The 14,620-nt window shown below is 59.7% G+C and carries 15 protein-coding genes and 2 pseudogenes; 7 read left to right on the top strand and 10 right to left on the bottom strand.

The window, feature by feature from the left end; all coding sequences use genetic code 11:
* Window positions 1-10: 10 nt before the first annotated feature.
* The 7 genes and pseudogenes from AB4O23_RS10605 to acs all read right to left on the bottom strand — a co-directional run bounded on the left by AB4O23_RS10605 (window position 11) and on the right by acs (window position 7,986).
* Window positions 11-991: a GlxA family transcriptional regulator gene (locus tag AB4O23_RS10605; protein WP_017529414.1), complete on the bottom strand. Its 981-nt coding sequence runs from the start codon at window positions 989-991 to the stop codon at window positions 11-13.
* A 200-nt stretch (window positions 992-1,191) separates the two neighbouring features.
* Window positions 1,192-1,956, bottom strand: coding sequence for an ABC transporter ATP-binding protein (locus AB4O23_RS10600; protein WP_017529413.1), 765 nt, complete (start codon window positions 1,954-1,956; stop codon window positions 1,192-1,194).
* A gap of 27 nt (window positions 1,957-1,983) precedes the next feature.
* A complete protein-coding gene (locus AB4O23_RS10595; protein WP_017529412.1) occupies window positions 1,984-3,096 on the bottom strand; it encodes a succinylglutamate desuccinylase/aspartoacylase family protein in 1,113 nt (370 codons plus the stop codon).
* A 1-nt stretch (window position 3,097) separates the two neighbouring features.
* On the bottom strand, window positions 3,098-3,796 hold the full coding sequence (locus AB4O23_RS10590) for an ABC transporter permease (RefSeq protein ID WP_017529411.1): 699 nt from the start codon (window positions 3,794-3,796) through the stop codon (window positions 3,098-3,100).
* Window positions 3,793-4,482: an ABC transporter permease gene (locus tag AB4O23_RS10585; protein WP_010208305.1), complete on the bottom strand. Its 690-nt coding sequence runs from the start codon at window positions 4,480-4,482 to the stop codon at window positions 3,793-3,795. The genes AB4O23_RS10590 and AB4O23_RS10585 overlap by 4 nt, the downstream gene beginning before the upstream one ends.
* A gap of 92 nt (window positions 4,483-4,574) precedes the next feature.
* A complete protein-coding gene (locus AB4O23_RS10580) occupies window positions 4,575-5,360 on the bottom strand; it encodes an ABC transporter substrate-binding protein (RefSeq protein ID WP_017529410.1) in 786 nt (261 codons plus the stop codon).
* A 669-nt stretch (window positions 5,361-6,029) separates the two neighbouring features.
* Window positions 6,030-7,986, bottom strand: a pseudogene (gene acs, locus AB4O23_RS10575) (acetate--CoA ligase).
* Between the two features lie 397 nt (window positions 7,987-8,383).
* Between acs and AB4O23_RS10570 the strand changes: the two are divergent.
* The gene (locus AB4O23_RS10570; protein WP_017529408.1) at window positions 8,384-8,653 is read left to right on the top strand and encodes a DUF2790 domain-containing protein; all 270 of its coding nucleotides are present in this window, start codon (window positions 8,384-8,386) and stop codon (window positions 8,651-8,653) included.
* A 66-nt stretch (window positions 8,654-8,719) separates the two neighbouring features.
* Here AB4O23_RS10570 and AB4O23_RS10565 read toward each other — a convergent pair whose 3' ends face one another.
* From AB4O23_RS10565 to AB4O23_RS10555, 3 genes are read right to left on the bottom strand one after another with little or no spacing between them, the layout of a single operon-like run.
* Window positions 8,720-9,160 carry an aconitase family protein gene (locus AB4O23_RS10565; RefSeq protein ID WP_218062381.1) on the bottom strand — a complete coding sequence of 147 codons (441 nt, stop codon included), beginning with the start codon at window positions 9,158-9,160 and terminating at the stop codon, window positions 8,720-8,722.
* Window positions 9,046-10,065 (bottom strand): aconitase family protein, encoded by a 1,020-nt coding sequence (locus tag AB4O23_RS10560; RefSeq protein ID WP_460150476.1) that lies wholly within the window; start codon window positions 10,063-10,065, stop codon window positions 9,046-9,048. Before AB4O23_RS10560 ends, AB4O23_RS10565 begins: the two co-directional genes overlap by 115 nt.
* 7 nt (window positions 10,066-10,072) lie before the next feature.
* A complete protein-coding gene (locus AB4O23_RS10555) occupies window positions 10,073-10,405 on the bottom strand; it encodes a 3-isopropylmalate dehydratase small subunit (RefSeq protein ID WP_065876835.1) in 333 nt (110 codons plus the stop codon).
* A 93-nt stretch (window positions 10,406-10,498) separates the two neighbouring features.
* Between AB4O23_RS10555 and AB4O23_RS10550 the strand changes: the two genes are divergently transcribed.
* From AB4O23_RS10550 to AB4O23_RS10525, 6 genes and pseudogenes are all read left to right on the top strand, one after another.
* On the top strand, window positions 10,499-10,882 hold the full coding sequence (locus tag AB4O23_RS10550) for a LysR family transcriptional regulator (RefSeq protein ID WP_083221600.1): 384 nt from the start codon (window positions 10,499-10,501) through the stop codon (window positions 10,880-10,882).
* The gene (locus tag AB4O23_RS10545; RefSeq protein WP_223271471.1) at window positions 10,792-11,415 is read left to right on the top strand and encodes a LysR substrate-binding domain-containing protein; all 624 of its coding nucleotides are present in this window, start codon (window positions 10,792-10,794) and stop codon (window positions 11,413-11,415) included. The genes AB4O23_RS10550 and AB4O23_RS10545 overlap by 91 nt, the downstream gene beginning before the upstream one ends.
* Window positions 11,416-11,873: 458 nt before the next feature.
* Entirely contained in the window at window positions 11,874-13,124 is a 1,251-nt protein-coding gene (locus tag AB4O23_RS10540) for a ribonucleotide-diphosphate reductase subunit beta (protein ID WP_217855327.1), read from the top strand.
* Between the two features lie 76 nt (window positions 13,125-13,200).
* Complete coding sequence (locus tag AB4O23_RS10535; RefSeq protein ID WP_460150474.1) at window positions 13,201-13,710, top strand: hypothetical protein; 510 nt, start codon at window positions 13,201-13,203, stop codon at window positions 13,708-13,710.
* Window positions 13,711-13,714: 4 nt separating this feature from the next.
* A pseudogene (locus AB4O23_RS10530) lies at window positions 13,715-13,888 on the top strand (HNH endonuclease); the annotation flags it as partial.
* 71 nt (window positions 13,889-13,959) lie between these two features.
* A complete protein-coding gene (locus tag AB4O23_RS10525; RefSeq protein ID WP_032883485.1) occupies window positions 13,960-14,607 on the top strand; it encodes an HAD-IB family hydrolase in 648 nt (215 codons plus the stop codon).
* Window positions 14,608-14,620 lie beyond the last annotated feature (13 nt).

The raw sequence follows: 14,620 nt of genomic DNA, 5'->3' as shown, positions 1-14,620 counted from the left end.
AGCCTGCGGGTCAACCGCGTTCGGACGGCACCGAGGACAATTCAAAGGGGCTGCTGCTGCGTCGTTGGTTGCGGTCTTCACGCGGCGTGGCGCCGAAAAAGTTGCGGTAGGCACTGGAGAAATGCGGCCCCGAGGAAAAGCCGCAGGAGAGGCCGATCTGGATGATCGACTTGCTGGTTTGCATGAGCATCTGGCGCGCCTTGTTCAGGCGCAGTTCCAGGTAATACTGGCTGGGAACGCGGTTGAGGTACTGCTTGAAGATGCGTTCAAGTTGTCGTCGCGACACGCACACGTGCTGGGCGATTTCGTCGGTGGTCAGCGGTTCTTCGATATTGGCTTCCATCAACAACACCGCCTGGGTCAGCTTCGGGTGGCTGGAACCCAGGCGGTTTTGCAGCGGAATCCGCTGGCGTTCGCCGCCTTCGCGGATGCGCTCCACCACCAGCTCTTCGGACACCGCGCCGGCAAGCTCGGCGCCGTGATCACGGGCAAGTACCGCCAGCAGCAGGTCGAGCACCGACATGCCACCGCAGGCGGTCAAGCGGTCTCGGTCCCAGTCGAACAGATGGCTGGTGGCGATGACCTTGGGGAAGCGCTCGGCGAAATCGTCCTGCCAGCGCCAGTGCACGGCGGCGCGGTAGCCGTCGAGCAGACCGAGTTGGGCCAGTGGATACACGCCTGCCGACAGACCACCGATCACGCAGCCGGCCCGCACAAGTTGCTTGAGGGCACTGCTCAGTTGAGAGGCGATGACGGTGGGCGGTTCGTCAGCCAGCAGGAACAGTTTCTGGAAGCCTTCGAGCTTGCCGGCCCATGGCTCGCCCGGCAGTTGCCAGGCGCCGTCGGTGGCAGGTTCGGCGAGCAGGAACGACAGCTCGTAGACCACATCCGGATGCACCCGCTGAGCAACGCGCAAGGCCTCCTCAGCCAGCGCAAGCGTGAGCGCTTTTGTGCTGGGCCAAATCAGGAAACCAATTTTGTGGGCGGTCATGTGGGAGCTATCCGAAACAAAAACAGTGAAAGAAACTGTGGGGCAATGCTAGCCCGTAAACCAATACAAAGCTCAAAAACAAATCTGGGAGGGGGCTTGCTCCCGATAGCGGTGTACCAGTCAGCACATGTGTATCTGATGGACCGCTATCGGGAGCAAGCCCCCTCCCACCTAAAGCGCCAGCAATTTCAGCAGGGGTGTTATTTCAAGCTGCCGGACAGGAACTGCTGAAGGCGCTCGGACTGTGGATTGACCAGCACTTCCCTCGGGTTGCCGCGCTCTTCAACAATGCCTTTGTGCAGGAACACCAACTGGTTGGACACTTCGCGGGCAAAGCCCATTTCGTGGGTCACCACCACCATGGTGCGGCCTTCCTGAGCCAGGTCCTGCATCACCTTGAGCACCTCGCCAACCAACTCCGGGTCGAGCGCCGAGGTGGGTTCGTCGAACAGCATCACCTCCGGCTCCATCGCCAGGGCACGGGCAATCGCCACGCGCTGCTGCTCGCCGCCGGACATGTGGCCGGGGAACGCATCCTTACGATGCCCAACGCCGACTTTGGCCAGGTAGTGCTCGGCCTTTTCACGGGCTTCTTTCTTCGACACGCCCAGCACATGCACCGGGGCTTCCATCACGTTCTCAACGGCGGTCATATGCGACCACAAGTTGAAATGCTGGAACACCATGGACAAGCGCGAACGCATGCGTTGCAGTTGCTTGGGGTCGGCGGCCTTCAAGGCGCCGTCCTTGTTGGCCACCAGTTTCAGCTCTTCGTTATTGAGCAGGATCTTGCCGGCGTGGGGTTGCTCCAGCAGGTTGATGCAGCGCAAAAAGGTACTTTTGCCCGAACCGCTGGAACCGATGATGCTGATCACATCACCGGCCGCGGCGGCCAGGGACACGCCTTTGAGCACTTCATGACTGCCATAGCGTTTATGCAGGTCTTGGACTTCAAGCTTGTACATGCGGTCGGTTCTCACAAAAACAGGTGGTCAGTCGTTGAGCAAGCGCCCGTGCCGCAGCGCATCGCGCCCCGCCACCTTGGCCAGCCAGAAACCCGCTTGGGCATAACGTAGCCGTTCAACGGCAAACAACACCCCCGAGGTGCCCGCGCAGATGACGCTCACGCGGTCTTCCAGGGGGTCAATCACTTCAAAAATCGCATCGCCCTTCTCAACCCAGTCACCGGCCTTACGCAGGTAACTGATGACCCCGGCGTGGGGGGCGAACAGCAATTGCGTACCTTCGAAAGGCATGCCTTCGCAAGGCTCGAACTGCGGCTCCGGCCATTGACCTTTGATCAGGCCCTGCTCGGCGAGGAATGCGAGGATGCCTTCGGCGTGGAAGATCGCTTCATCCCGGCCGGTATCGGCCTGGCCACCCAATTCCAGGGTCGTCGCCAGGCACGCCAGCGGGATCTGCGCCTCAGGGAACATCCGCGACAGACGCAACCACGGCAACGAGCACGCTTCATCGAACGAGCTGCCGCCGGAATCTTCCGCCAGCAGGCCGACCTTCACGTTCAAATGCGCCGACAGCGAACGCCACTGCGGCCAATGCTGGGGCAACGCGTACATATGCAGCGCGGCCTCGGCGTCGCAGTGCAAGTCGAGCACCACATCGGCGGTGCAGGCGTGGCTCAGCAAGATACGCTGCATGCCTTGCAACTGGCTGCTCGGGGCCGGCAACGCGCTGAGCGCGGCGCTCATGGCCTGACGAATCATGCCCACGTTGGCGTGGGCATCATCGCCCAGCCGGCCTTGCAGCAACGCCGCGACCGGTTCGCTCAATTCGACGAAATCACGGTTGAAATTCTTGCCGCTGCCTACCTCGAAACGCCCTTGGTGGCTGCCTTGCAGCAACTGGCCCAGGCCCATCGGGTTGGCCACCGGTACCAACTCGATTACCCCGTTGAGGGCGCCTTGACGTTCCAGTTCGCCGAGGCGTTTTTTCAGTTCCCAGGCGGCGCGCATGCCGGGCAGTTCATCGGCGTGCAGGCTGGCCTGGATATAGGCCTTGCGCTCGCCACTGCCAAAGCGGAATACGCTCAGTTGGCGTTCGCAGCCCAGATGCCCCCAGGGCAATAGGTGATCGATACGTTCCATATCAATGCTTCCGTGGCGCCAGGTAGCTCAGCCAGCGGCGCTCGGCCAACTTGAACAGGCGTACCAGGATGAAGGTGAGGCACAGGTAGAACACGCCGGCGGTGATGTAGGCCTCGAACGGCAGGTAAAACTGCGCATTCACCGTGCGCGCGGCACCGGTGATGTCGATCAGGGTGACGATGGACGCCAGGCTGGTGGTCTGCAGCATCATGATCACTTCGTTGCTGTACTGCGGCAGCGCGCGGCGCAAGGCCGACGGCAGCAGGATGCGGCGGTACAGCTTATAGCGCGACATGCCCATGGCCTTGGCTGCCTCGATCTCGCCATTGGGCGTGGCCTTGAGGCTGCCGGCGATGATTTCTGCGGTGTAGGCGCTGGTGTTGATCGCAAAGGCCAGGCACGCGCAGAAGGTGGCGCTGGACAGCAGCGGCCACAGGAAGCTCTCGCGTACCGCTTGGAACTGCGCCAGCCCGTAGTAGATCAAAAACAGCTGCACCAGCATCGGCGTGCCGCGGATGATGTAGGTGTAGAGCCACGCCGCGCCGTTGACGATCGGCTGCTTGGACACGCGCATCAAGCCCAGCGGCAAGGCGGCGAGCAGGCCGAAAAACAGCGAAATGGCGAGCAGTTTCAGGGTGGTCAGCAAACCGCCAAGGTACAGCGGCATGGATTCCCAGATGACGTTGTAGTCGAAGATCATAGATCAGCCGCCCTTACGCCTACCGAGTAGCGCTTCTCAAGATGACGCAGGGCCAGCAACGACACGCTGGTGATCACCAGGTACATCGCCGCCACCGCGAGGAAGAAGGTAAAAGGCTCGCGGGTGGCATCTGCCGCCTGCTTGGCCTTGAACATCATGTCTTGCAGGCCCACCACCGAAATCAGCGCAGTGGCCTTGGTGAGTACCAGCCAGTTATTGGTGAACCCAGGGATAGCCAGCCGAATCATCTGCGGCACCATCACCCGGAAAAACACCTGGAAGCTGCTCATGCCATAGGCAAGGCCGGCTTCGGCCTGCCCCTTGGGGATGGCCATGAAGGCACCGCGGAAGGTTTCCGACAGGTAGGCGCCAAAGATGAAACCCAGGGTGCCGATACCGGCGGCCAAGGGGTTCAGGTCGATATAGTCGTCGTAGCCGAGCATCGGCGCGACGCGGTTGAGCAGGTCCTGACCGCCATAGAAAATCAGCAGGATCAGCACCAGGTCGGGGATCCCGCGGATCACCGTGGAGTACAAGTCACCCAGCCAGGCCAGCCAGCGCACCGGCGACAGGCGTAACGCGACCCCGATCAGACCCAGAACAATGGCCAAGGCCATGGACGACAAGGCGAGCTGAAGCGTCAACCATGCGCCATCGAGGATGACGGCCCCGTAGCCTTTCAACATGATTCAGGTCCTCGAAAAGGGGGATGAAAAAATGGCGCAAACTTCAGAGTGTTCTGTTGCTTGCGCCATTTTGCACAGACAGCCGCGACGATTTACTTGGCGTCAGCGCCGTAGATATCGAAGTCGAAGTACTTGTCCTGGATTTTCTTGTATTCGCCGTTGGCACGGATCGCGGCGATGGCTGCGTTGATGCGGTCCAGGTTTTCCTTGTCGCCCTTGCGTACCGCGATGCCGATGCCGTCGCCGAAGTATTTGGCTTCGGTGAACGACGGGCCTACAAACGCGTAGCCTTTGCCGGCGTCGGTTTTCAGGAAACCGTCCTGCAGCAGGGTAGCGTCAGCCACGGTACCGTCGAGACGACCGGCAGCCACGTCCAGGTAGATTTCGTTCTGGGTGCTGTAACCCTTGATGTCCGCACCTTTTGGCGCCAGGACTTCATGGGCGAAACGGTCATGGATCGAGCCACGCTGTACGCCGATCTTCTTGCCTTTCAACTCATCCAGGCTGTCGCTGACCGCAGTGCCGTCCTTCATCACCAGGCGCGCCGGGCTCAGGTAGTAGCGGTTGGTGAAGTCCACGGACTTCTTGCGGTCGTCGGTAATGGACATGGACGACAGGATCGCGTCGATCTTGCGCACTTTGAGCGCTGGGATCAGGCCATCGAATTCCTGCTCGACCCAGGTGCACTTGACGTCCATCTGCTTGCACAGGGCGTTGCCGATGTCGTAGTCAAAACCGACGATGCTGCCATCCGGCGCCTTCGAGGCAAACGGAGGGTAGGCCGCTTCGATACCAATTTTCAGAGGCTTGCCTTCAGCGAAAGCCTGCATGGACAGCACGGACAGCGCCAGGGCGCCCAACAGCACGAGTTTCTTCATCTTGGGACTCCATCGGTATAGGGCAAAACAGCAGTATGAGCCATGGCCCACGATGCGGCGAAGGTGAAACCGAATAGCGGTGCTGCGTCCTACGCCAGTTCAACACTGGAGACGACGAGCGAGTGATCGGCATTCTAACGACAGGCCGGAAGCCGATATTTCCTCAATGCGACAACAATTTACAGAAGCACCGAGAAAGCGGTTCCAGCTCATTGACAGCCCCTGAATTTTATGCAGAGACAAAAGACACTAAACCTGTAGACGCTGCAAATTGCGGGCCTATTATTCGCAAACCCTTCTAGCACGGCAAGTGTGGCGTTTGATCTTATTTGCGGGGGTGTCTAAAACGCGGTTTTTCGCGGCGCGGGCGTAGCGCTTTGCCTCATGTTTGGGCGCAGGGTTACACATTTGCGCCGCTCGGTAACATTCAGAAACCTCCTACGTGAAAAACCGATATTTATTGGACTGGTCATGAGCCTGACCTGAAATGCAGCCCAAATGTGGAAGGGGGCTTGCTCCCGATTGCAGTGTGTCAGCCAACACCTAGGTCACTGGACCTCCGCTATCGGAGCAAGCTCCCTCCCACAGGGGATCTTCGTGGTTTCGAGAACGCACAAAAAAGCCCCAGCCGGCTCATGCCGAATGGGGCTCTTTGCCACCTAGCCCGCGTTACGCGACGTTCATGGTCTTGTGGGTTTCGATCAAATGCGCCACCACACCTGGGTCGGCCAGGGTGGAGATATCACCCAGCCCGTCGTACTCAGCCGTGGCAATCTTGCGCAGGATGCGGCGCATGATTTTGCCCGAACGGGTCTTCGGCAAGCCCGGCGCCCACTGGATCACATCCGGCGAAGCGATCGGCCCGATCTCCTTGCGCACCCAGTTTTTCAACTCCAGGCGCAGCGCTTCGTTCGGCTCTTCGCCATTTTTAAGGGTGACGTACACATAAATGCCCTGCCCCTTGATGTCGTGCGGCACACCCACCACCGCCGCTTCGGCGACTTTAGGGTGGGCGACCATCGCGCTTTCGATCTCGGCGGTGCCCATGCGGTGGCCGGACACGTTAAGCACGTCGTCCACACGCCCGGTGATCCACCAGTAGCCGTCTTCGTCACGACGCGCACCGTCGCCGGTGAAGTACATGCCGCGGAAGGTCTTGAAGTAAGTGTCCACAAAACGGTCATGATCGCCGTACAGCGTACGCGCCTGGCCTCGGCCACGAATCGAGGATCACCAGGTTGCCTTCGGCGGCGCCTTCGATGATGTTGCCCAGGTTGTCCACCAACGCCGGCACCACGCCAAAGAACGGCCGTGCGGCCGAACCCGGCTTGAGCGCATGAGCGCCCGGCAGCGGGCTCATCAGGGTGGCGCCGGTTTCGGTCTGCCACCAGGTATCGACGATCGGGCAACGGGATTGGCCGACGTTCTTGTAGTACCAGTCCCACGCCTCGGGGTTGATCGGCTCACCCACCGAACCCAGCAAGCGCAGGCTGCTGCCATCCACGCCTTCGCAAGCGGCGGTGCCCGAGGCCATCATCGCGCGGATCGCAGTCGGCGCGGTGTAGAGGATGTTGACCTTGTGCTTGTCGACGATCTTGCCCACCCGGGTGATGTCCGGGTAGTTCGGCACGCCTTCGAACAGCAGCGTGGTCGCGCCATTGGCCAGCGGGCCATAGACGATATAGGTGTGGCCGGTGACCCAGCCAACGTCGGCGGTGCACCAGTAGATTTCGCCCGGGCGGTAGTCGAACACGCGCTCGTGGGTCAGGGCTGCGTATAACAGGTAGCCGCCGGTGGTGTGCTGCACGCCTTTAGGCTTGCCGGTGGAACCGGAGGTATAGAGGATGAACAGCGCTTCTTCGGCGCCCATTTCTTTAGGCGCACACACGGTGCCGGCCACTTTCATCAGGTCTTCGTACCAGATGTCGCGATGCTGGTTCCACTTGATCGCGCCATTGGTGCGCTTGCACACGATGACCTTTTGAATGCTGCTGGTTTCCGGGTTGGTCAGGGCGTCATCGACGTTGGCCTTGAGCGGAATTTTCTTACCTGCGCGGATGCCTTCGTCGGCGGTGATCACCACCTTCGACTTACAGTCGATGATACGGCCGGCCAGGGCCTCCGGCGAGAAACCGCCGAACACCACCGAGTGGATCGCACCGATGCGGGTACAGGCCAGCATGGCGACCACGGCTTCGGGGATCATCGGCATGTAGATCGTCACCACGTCGCCGCGGTGCACGTCCTGGCCACGCAGGGCGTTGGCGAACTTGCAGACTTCTTCGTGCAGCTCGCGGTAGGTGATGGTGCGGCTTTCGGCAGGGTCATCACCCTCCCAGATGATCGCCGCCTGATCGCCACGCTCGGCGAGATGACGGTCCAGGCAGTTGTAGGAAACGTTCAGGGTGCCGTCGGCAAACCACTTGATGTCGACATGGTGGTCGTCGAAAGAGGTCTGCTTCACCGCGGTGAAAGGCTTGACCCAGTCAAGACGCTTGGCTTGCTCACGCCAGAAACCATCGGGGTTGACCACCGACTGCTGGTACATGGCCTTGTAGGTCGCCTCATCGGTCAGCGTGTTGGCTGCTACTTCGGGGCGAACGGGGTACAGGGAAGCCGCACTCATCTTTCTTACCTCGGTGACAATAGTTGTTTTTGTATGGCCCTGTTGTAGCCGGGGCCGGCCTATAGAACCATTCGACGATGGTAGTAACAAGCCCCTACAAATTGCCCCGGTATCCAGCTTTGGCGCTCTGGCCCGCGGCCTGCGGCGCTTCGACGGTTTGTGAAAAAACCTTTAACACGGGATTGTTACAAAAACCGCTAAAAGTGTTTATCAAAACCACGGGTATATGAATATAACCCCCACGCCTAAAATCAACTCCGCCAACAAGGCAATCTGATTAACACCGCAACAGCCCCCACGAAGGCAACGTTAATCCGAACTCCCAAACTTCAAGTTACGCACGCGGCCTCACAAGGGCCCCGTGACCCCTTTCGCCCCAAAGAAGGTAAGTAAAGAAATGAAAGTTCTAGTAGCAATGGCCCTCAGCAGCCTGTTTGCCACCACCGTCCTGGCCGACGAAGCCCCGACCGAGCTGGCCGGCCAGAACGCCCCGATTGTTGAGGACTACACCTACAGCACGCACTTGGATGTCGCCAAAGTAGTGTCCATGAGTAATATCCCGGAAGTCTGCGAAGTTGTACCGGTGAAGATGGAATATGAAGACTCGCACGGCCAACGGCATATTCTTAATTATCACGTGATGGGCAATGGTTGCTCCAACGGGTAATGAGTTTTCAAGTTGAATGCTTGCTCGCCGCAAGAAATCGTTCTTGCGGCAAAGGCCCAGCCTCTTTTATCGCCCCAGCCGCGCGACGTTCATAAACCGACGAGCAGGCTTGCCTGTGGTGCGATCATCCGGCAACCCCCAGTACACCACGCCTGTGCATATCAGGCAGAACGGTGCCAGCGCCAACATGCCAAGGTAGGTGTTGCCGCTTACATCGTTGATGTAGCCCACCAGCAACGGCGCGACCATCCCACTGAGCTGCCCCACCGTATTCACGGCGGCAATCCCCCCGGCGATAGCAATGCTGCGGTTGATCGCACTCACCGTTACTTGGTCCGCGCGCGTGGATGACCCCGGCCCACAGTTCGCGCAGGCGCCACACCCGGGCATGATCATTTCGACGCCCAGGCGCTCGAAGGTGGCCAGGTAGCCCTTTTCGATGCAGTAGTCGCGAACTGCCAGCGTGCCATATTGCAGGTAGAGCCGGGTGCGCTCATGCAGGGACAAGCCCTGGGCCTCAGGCGCGAACAGTCGATCGCCAACCGCTCTTTGTACTCGGCCTGCGCATCGCTGAATAACCACCCTTCCAATTCAATAGCCACGCCCCGGCGCTCAAGGATGAAATCGACAGTTTTCTGGTCGGGCTGCACGATACCGGTGAACCCGCCCAGCTCCGCCACCATATTGGTCAACGTGGCCCGCTCATCAATGGACATGGCCCGCACCGCTTCGCCGGTGTACTCGAACACCGCGCCAATCCCATGGCCCTGACGAATGAATGCCAGGCTCAGCAACTGCAGTACCACGTCCTTGGCGGTAACCCCCGGCACAAGCCGGCCATTGAGCTCGACACGGATGATCTCGGGCACCCGGCAACGGATGTAACCCGTGGCCCAACTGTTGGCAATGTCGGTGGCGCCGGCCCCGAAGGCCAGGCAGCCCAGCGCGCCGGAGTGCGGGGAATGTGAGTCGGTACCGACGACGACCTGGCCGGGCATCGCGTACTTCTCGGTCATCAAGGCGTGACAGATACCCTCCGAGCCAGGCCTGTCTTGCAATGCGCCGTGCTCGATCACCGGGTAGCGCCGTACAAACGCGTGATGGGCGCTGGCCAGCCCACCGACCGCAGCGAGCAGGTTGTCTCGCACATGGGCCACACTCTGGCTGACCAGGATGAGATGGTCTTGAAAAGCAATAATTTCATGGGCACGCACCAGCGCCACATCGTCACCAAAAGCGTCGTGCATCAAGTGCGCGCACATCCCGGTGAAGTAATCGTGGCTAAAACGCCAGTCCGCCGAGATAAATACGCCATCCCCTTTCGCCACCGCCTTATCAGGCCCGAGGCGACGACGCTCGATGATCTTTTCGACCAACGTGAGAGGCCGGCTGCTCGGGAGCGGGTTGAACACGTTGCCATCACGCGACGGCAAGTGGGCTGGATTCGCGCGAAGATCCCTTGCCATAACGCTTGCCTGTCACCGTGACCGTGAACCCGCCCGCCTGAACCGCAAAATTGCCGATCGGGCACACGCCTTCAACCTTGAAGCCCACGTAGGGAAACTCACCCAGCCGCGCGTCATAGGTCATCATGACGACCACGGGCGTGATTTCATCGGTGGAAATATCATCACGCAGTGGCAGCGCAGCGGTCAGCGTGATGTCGTGCCCCTGGAGCTGGGCACGAACGGCCTCGCAGTGGCTGGATAAAAACAGGATGCGTCCTTCAAAGCGCAGGGGTGTTTTAGCCATATGCCCTCTCCTTTTGAGAGCGAGACTAAACTTCGACCCGTTTAACGGTAGTGATCATTGCTCAGCACACCCATCACCAAATAGCGGTGCTCCATGCAATCAATCTGGCGATTTGACCCCACCTCCTTGAAGCTCTTCATTGCCGCCTGCGAATTGGGCAGCATTGCGCGCGCCGCGGAACGAGAAAACAGGGTGGCCTCGGCGGTGAGCAAACGCATTGCGGAACTGGAAGAAGCCGTTGGCACCCCCTTGTTCTATCGGCACAAAAAAGGCATCACCGCCACGCCTGCCGGCCAGTGCCTGTTTGAACACGCAACGCGGGTCGTCGATGACTTATTGCAGATGAGCGCGCAGATGTCCGGCTTCGCCAAGGGCCGACGCGGCATATCAGGATCGGCGCGAACCGCTCCAGCATCATTCAGTTCCTGCCCCACGACCTTCGCGCCTTCCGTACGGAGTACCCCGGTATTGAAATAGCACTGGAGGAACAGACCAGCGAAGAGGTCCTGGAATCGGTGCTCGGCAATCAACATGACCTGGGTATTGGCACGGGCCTGTGCGACGCGGTAGAGCGCGGGCTGCAGGTGCATGATTACCACTGGGACGAACTGGTGCTGATGGTGCCGATGGGCCACCCGTTGTGCCAGCATCGCGTGATCGCCTTTTCAGACAGCCTGTCGTTCCGCCATATCGCCCTGCACACGGACAGCCCGCTGTACCGAATGCTGGACCACGCGGCCCGCAGCGACAGCCAAACGATCCAGTACGACGTGCATGTAAAGAGCTTCGATGCGGTGTGCTGGATGATCCAGGCACACATGGGTATCGCCGTCATTCCCCGCAAAGCGGTCAGCTACACCGACGGGCCGGGGCTGGTCAGCATCGGGTTGAGCGACAGTTGGGCGTCCAGGCGCTTTCACATCATCACCCGGCCCACGCCGTATCAATCGGCGGCATGCAGAAGCCTGCTGCAGTTTCTGCGCGCTCAAATACCCGGCCCTGCACATTGAGCCCTACCCCGCCAACTGCCCGATTTACAGGGCTGGCGCCTGCATGCGGCAAATGCCCACTGAAATCTCGTCACCGTCCGTCAAAAAATTCCTACCCCGCCAACCCCTGTAAACCCGCACTCCGGGTAAAAAAGTCTTCATTTTGTGCGCGCGCCGAGACCATCCGCCGCAACACAGCGCCGATTTTTTCCCTATAATGCGCGGGTAAATCGGGCCTGCAATATCCCATTACATTGGGACGAAGAGCCAGACCTGAGGCCTCCGCTGGAGCAAGCGCGCACCGCTCCGCACCTCAAGCCTCACGCAGAGTACCCGTAACCCTATTCCGTTTAATGCCTGCGCGAGCTGCTGCAACAAACGATTCCTTAAGATCCACCGCGGCCTCAGGGCCGTGTGAACACCCAACCACGCGGTTTCACACGGGCACCTTTGAGCCCTCACGCAGGAGACGACACGTCATGCTGAGCTGGGACGAATTCGACAAAGAAGAAGAAGGCGAAGTAGCCGCTAAAGGCGCCAACGCCGGCCACGCCACCGAAGCCAACATGGACCGCCTCGACGGTGCCGGCGCCGCTGCCGCCGTCGAAGCCCGCGCCGTCACCGCCAACGACTCCGCCGCCATCATCCGCGCCAAGGCTGCCCTGGACAAACTCGACGTCGCCGAAGGCCTCGCCGAACTCGAAGGCGCCTCCGCCCGCGTCGCCGTTGACGAAAAACGCATGATCAACTGCCGCGCCGACCTCAACCAACTCGTGCCCTTCAAGTACGACTGGGCCTGGCAGAAGTACCTCGACGGCTGCGCCAACCACTGGATGCCGCAAGAGGTCAACATGACCGCCGACATCGCCCTGTGGAAAAACCCCGAAGGCCTCACCGACGACGAACGCCGCATCGTCATGCGCAACCTGGGCTTCTTCTCCACCGCCGACTCGCTGGTCGCCAACAACCTGGTGCTGGCCGTGTACCGCCTGATCACCAACCCGGAGTGCCGCCAGTACATCCTGCGCCAGGCCTTCGAAGAAGCGATCCACACCCACGCCTACCAGTACTGCATCGAATCGCTGGCCATGGATGAAGGCGAGATCTTCAACATGTACCACGAGATCCCATCGGTGGCTAAAAAGGCCGCGTGGGGCCTGAAATACACCCGCTCGATCTCCGACCCCAAGTTCGAAACCGGCACCGTCGACACCGACAAAGAACTGCTGCGCAACTTGGTCGCCTACTACTGCGTACTGGAAGGCATCTTCTTCTACTGCGGCTTCACCCAGATCCTCTCCATGGGCCGCCGCAACAAAATGACCGGCGTGGCCGAGCAGTTCCAGTACATCCTGCGCGATGAGTCGATGCACCTGAACTTCGGTATCGACGTGATCAACCAGATCAAAATCGAAAACCCGCATTTGTGGGATGCCGAGATGAAGGAAGAAGCGACCCAGATGATCCTGCAAGGGACTCAGCTGGAGATCGAATATGCGCGTGACACCATGCCGCGTGGGGTGCTGGGGATGAATGCGGCGATGATGGAGGATTACCTCAAGTTCATTGCTAACCGCCGTTTGTCGCAGATTGGGCTGAAGGAAGAGTATCCAGGCACGACCAACCCGTTCCCGTGGATGAGCGAGATTATGGATTTGAAGAAAGAGAAGAATTTCTTTGAGACCCGTGTGATTGAGTACCAGACCGGCGGCGCGCTGAGCTGGGATTGAAGTTACAAACACCAGATAGAGCCGCCCATGGGCGGCTCTTTTTTTATATATGGAAGTTAGAAGGTCCAATCAGCACATGGAAATGCTCTACGCCACCCTAATCATAATCGCGTCAATCGGACTGGCTACCTGGATGTTTCTCGGTGGGTTTGTCTTCAGAAAACCGTTCGTTCTCTGCGTCATGGGTTTTGTCCTGGCCCTCGCCGGCGGATACCTTTCCTACAGTTTGCAAGAAGCCGCCGATAACGCCGAAGTCGCTAAGTACTTTAGCGACCTTAAGCTGACCGCCGCACTTGTCAGCTACACCATCGCAGCTGCCGGCGGAAGTTTGATTGCAAGCGGCATCCTATTGAAAGCCCAGCATCTAGCCAAAGCGGATAAACACTCTGCAAAGGCTGCCGTGAGGCTGGTTTACAACCACATCGCGATGATCCAACAGCATGCGCAGCGGCTATTGGATAACCCCACGAAGCTATCGATAGCACAGCGGAGAGAACAGCTTGACGACCTGCGCTGTCGGTTGTGCGTGCAACAAACTGCGTTGGACAAGGCCCTTGAACGGCTGGAACAAATGGACTACCCATAAACGTTTGCCATTCCTCGAAGTACATCACGTCAAGCACCTGGCCCAGAAGGGTTCGGATCGCATCACCAATGCTGTAGCCTTGTGCCCCAATTGCCATCAGCGTCGTCACCGGTCGAGTGATCGGGAGGCTTTCACCGAAGGGCTTTACGCCAAAATCGGAAGATTGGCACGGGAGTAGACTCCTGCTGTCACAGCTGATGCACGTTCAAAACTATTAGATAGGACCGAGGCCAACCCGTGAACCCAGACATGCTCGAAGCCGGCCCCGTTGATGCCAAAGTACTTTCCGTCTTTGACTTCGACGGCACCCTCACCCACCACGACAGTTTTGTGCCCTTCCTCAAGTTTGCCTTTGGCCCCGGCGAGTTTTATGGCCGGATGGTCAAGCTGGCGGTGCCGGGGCTGCGCTTTTTGGTGCGGCAGATCAGCCGGGATGAGTTGAAGGCGCAGTTGATCCGCACCTTTATGACGGGGGTGGAGAAGACGTGGGTGCAGCAGAAGGCCGAGGAGTATTGCCAGCGCAATTGGGCGCGGTTGATGCGCCCGGCGGGGGTGTTGTCGGTGGAGCAGGAGTTGGGCTCGGGGGCGGTGGTGACGCTGTGTTCGGCGTCGCCGGCGTTGGTGTTGCAGCCGTTTGCCGATCGGCTTGGCATCCGCTTGATCGGCACTGAGCTTGAAGTGGTGGATGGGGTGTTGACCGGCAAGCTCACCGGGAATAATTGCCGCTGTGAGAACAAGGTGCTGCGGCTCGAAGCGGTGTATGGCGACCTGGGGGAGTACCGGCTCAGGGCCTGGGGCGATACGCGCGGGGACCGGGAGTTGCTGGCGGCGGCGCAGGACGCGCATTTTCGGCATTTTCATGCGAAGAAGAAAAAGCGGGCTCGGTTGCAGCGCTAATGCGGTGGCGGGG

This window comes from Pseudomonas sp. H2_A10 (assembly GCF_054680085.1).
Note: the sequence above shows the minus strand (reverse complement) of the source record. Positions and strands in the feature narration are given on the sequence as shown.

What these genes read in the sequence shown, in the direction of transcription:
- AB4O23_RS10570 (WP_017529408.1), top strand. Translation starts at nt 8,384, where the DNA reads ATGAAAGTTCTAGTAGCAATGGCCCTCAGCAGCCTGTTTGCCACCACC.
- AB4O23_RS10585 (WP_010208305.1), bottom strand. Translation starts at nt 4,482, where the DNA reads ATGTTGAAAGGCTACGGGGCCGTCATCCTCGATGGCGCATGGTTGACG.
- AB4O23_RS10580 (WP_017529410.1), bottom strand. Translation starts at nt 5,360, where the DNA reads ATGAAGAAACTCGTGCTGTTGGGCGCCCTGGCGCTGTCCGTGCTGTCC.
- AB4O23_RS10595 (WP_017529412.1), bottom strand. Translation starts at nt 3,096, where the DNA reads ATGGAACGTATCGATCACCTATTGCCCTGGGGGCATCTGGGCTGCGAA.
- AB4O23_RS10605 (WP_017529414.1), bottom strand. Translation starts at nt 991, where the DNA reads ATGACCGCCCACAAAATTGGTTTCCTGATTTGGCCCAGCACAAAAGCG.
- AB4O23_RS10540 (WP_217855327.1), top strand. Translation starts at nt 11,874, where the DNA reads ATGCTGAGCTGGGACGAATTCGACAAAGAAGAAGAAGGCGAAGTAGCC.
- AB4O23_RS10525 (WP_032883485.1), top strand. Translation starts at nt 13,960, where the DNA reads ATGCTCGAAGCCGGCCCCGTTGATGCCAAAGTACTTTCCGTCTTTGAC.
- AB4O23_RS10590 (WP_017529411.1), bottom strand. Translation starts at nt 3,796, where the DNA reads ATGATCTTCGACTACAACGTCATCTGGGAATCCATGCCGCTGTACCTT.
- AB4O23_RS10550 (WP_083221600.1), top strand. Translation starts at nt 10,499, where the DNA reads ATGCAATCAATCTGGCGATTTGACCCCACCTCCTTGAAGCTCTTCATT.
- AB4O23_RS10555 (WP_065876835.1), bottom strand. Translation starts at nt 10,405, where the DNA reads ATGGCTAAAACACCCCTGCGCTTTGAAGGACGCATCCTGTTTTTATCC.
- AB4O23_RS10535 (WP_460150474.1), top strand. Translation starts at nt 13,201, where the DNA reads ATGGAAATGCTCTACGCCACCCTAATCATAATCGCGTCAATCGGACTG.
- AB4O23_RS10600 (WP_017529413.1), bottom strand. Translation starts at nt 1,956, where the DNA reads ATGTACAAGCTTGAAGTCCAAGACCTGCATAAACGCTATGGCAGTCAT.